Here is a 2,358-nt window from a genome sequence, read left to right on the forward strand (position 1 = left end):
CACTTCAAAGATCCGTTGCCGGACACCCCGTTTGCTCCAGCGCATGTGACGAGTGTGAATCACCCGAAAATCACCAAAGCGTTCGGGCAGCCAAGGGATACCGACCCGATAACGGTAGAGCACTGCCTTGACAAAGAGGCAATTATCTTTGGCAGTAACCCTGACTGTACCAACTCTGCCGGGGAGCAGATGTTCGATCCGTTGCCACTGATCATCACGGAGAGTGTAGCGCCTGGTAGTCATTGGACTTCTCTTGAATAGGGAAAAGGAAAAAAAAGGCTTTTCCCCTTGAGGAGAACGATGTTCCTCAAACAATCAAATGTTTATTTGATGACAGGCCCTAAACTACATTGGAAGAAATTTTAAACCAGTAATACAATTGGAATTTATAAAAAAGAACTATGAAGCAAATACATATCAATTTCTTTGTTGGACACTAGATTATGAAACTGACAGCATCAGGCTCTTAACCCACTGAACATACATCGGGGGGGTGTTTGTGCGCCTGGGCGCAATTTTCGTTCAGAGTGACAGTCTGCGAGTGTGGGAGCCATATCACATTTTATCTGTTTGGTAGACTCTGGCTATCCTTTCAATGCTTCACTAATGCAGGGGTTTAAAATCAATCAGAAAATATGATCCTTTAGTTTATTAAGGGTTTCTCAGTAATTTTGAGATCGTCATCCAATGGAAGTATGGGCCTGATCCCATTTGTGGCTAAATAGGAGTGATAGGATTTTACAGCATCAATGGGTGATATTTCCTGACTAACAACAGCCCTCATAAGTTCAACTGTTTTCAAAGGTGCCTCTGAGAATTGTATCTTTCTACCAAATAGGGCCACACGTGCCCCATATTTTTCACCTTGATAGATTAATTCAAAAGTATCCCTAGTAGTGCCCTTGGATCCCCCTAAAATGCCAACAATTAATTTACTGGGATTGTAATTGCAGAGTTCTTCCATTGCGGTAGGTCCATTAAAAGGCATCTTTAAGAAAAGGGGTCTTTCTGGAATAGTTAAGCCAGCAAGAGTCTTAACTATGCAATCATTTACATATTTTGGTATTTCATCAGGTTGAATGCCAATATCAATTTTTGGATTAAAGATTTCAAGAAAATAATTCATTTCAATATCTCTGATTTCTGAAACAAAATCATTAAATTGGGACATAAAATTCAGATCAGAATTCAGATCATTAGAAAATGTAATAGAAAATAGGCCCAGATCAACGAAATCTTTAACAACATTCAAATTTGCTGACCTGAAATTTTTTGGGTTCTTATTACCATAACTAGAAAAACGCTGACTCCAAATGTCTGTAGCATCATTTAACCGAACAGCAGGTGTGACTGGTGAGTTATCAAAAATTCCCTCACCTACAAGTTGCTCAGCTGTAGATGCGGACATCAACATAATATCTACTAAACTCGATTTAGTTACTTGCCGCATTTCTTCGATATAATCAGTAAACGGGCGAGGCTTTCCAACGGCACTTTTGTCCTCTCCAACTACAAAAATTCCACCACCCATATCACCATCTTTAGCGTCTGCAATAATGAAGTCTTGGCATTTATAAGAACCGTTTTTAATTTTTTCTAACTTGATAGATAAACTTTTTTCCATAAGAGATTTTCCTTAAGAAAGAATATATTCAACTTCAGAAAGTGAACTAATAAAACCCGCAACAAAAAAATCCCCTAATCCAATTGTGGTAAGATTTTCTGATCTTATCTTATAAGAGGGCAAACAGCAAAAATCAGATTGACTAATATAATTAAAATATTTAGAAAATTCTAAAGACTTGTTTTCAATTTCGAGTAAATTCCCAATATTGGAATAATCTGTAAAATTCAAATAATCACCATAAATCATACGCGCAGAAGCAATATTTATGGCGTTTTGTAAACAACCTTTAAATCTAGCAGATTCATTACCAAAAAGTAAAGACCATCTTGAAGTGTGGATTAAGATTTTATCGAATTTGTGGTGGGTGCGTAGTGGAATAAGTGAATTGACTAAAAATTCTGGGTTCTCGATAAAATCATAGCTTTGAATAATATTTGCGAGCTCGTGTTCATTCATACTAAAAAAATTAACTTTCGGAAATATAAAATCTCTTACAAGTCTTTCAATTTTAAAGTTGTGATAGCCAGCATGTTCATAAAAAGTAAAAGTTTTATGTGAAGATTTTTCAAAAATATTATTTAAATTATTCAAATTTTTATTAATTAATGCTTCACATTTTATGGTGTTAAGACCGGAGATTAATAACACCTTAAAAGGAAAGTAAGAATCAATGATATTATTGTCTATCAAAATATTTTCGTTGATAGTATCATTTACGAAGATAATTCGTT

3 protein-coding genes are annotated in these 2,358 nt (G+C 35.6%); all 3 read right to left on the minus strand.

The features are described from left to right. The coding region (locus P8O70_04965; GenBank protein ID MDG2196229.1) for a transposase at nucleotides 1–243 on the minus strand (243 nt) is incomplete at its 3' end. Nucleotides 244–643: 400 nt separating this feature from the next. Continuing rightward, a complete protein-coding gene (locus P8O70_04970; protein MDG2196230.1) occupies nucleotides 644–1,624 on the minus strand; it encodes a hypothetical protein in 981 nt (326 codons plus the stop codon). Between the two features lie 12 nt (nucleotides 1,625–1,636). After that, a partial coding sequence (locus tag P8O70_04975; GenBank protein MDG2196231.1) for an ADP-dependent glucokinase/phosphofructokinase occupies nucleotides 1,637–2,358 on the minus strand: 722 nt, incomplete at its 5' end.

Source organism: SAR324 cluster bacterium, from assembly GCA_029245725.1.
Classification (GTDB): Bacteria; SAR324; SAR324; order SAR324; family NAC60-12; genus JCVI-SCAAA005.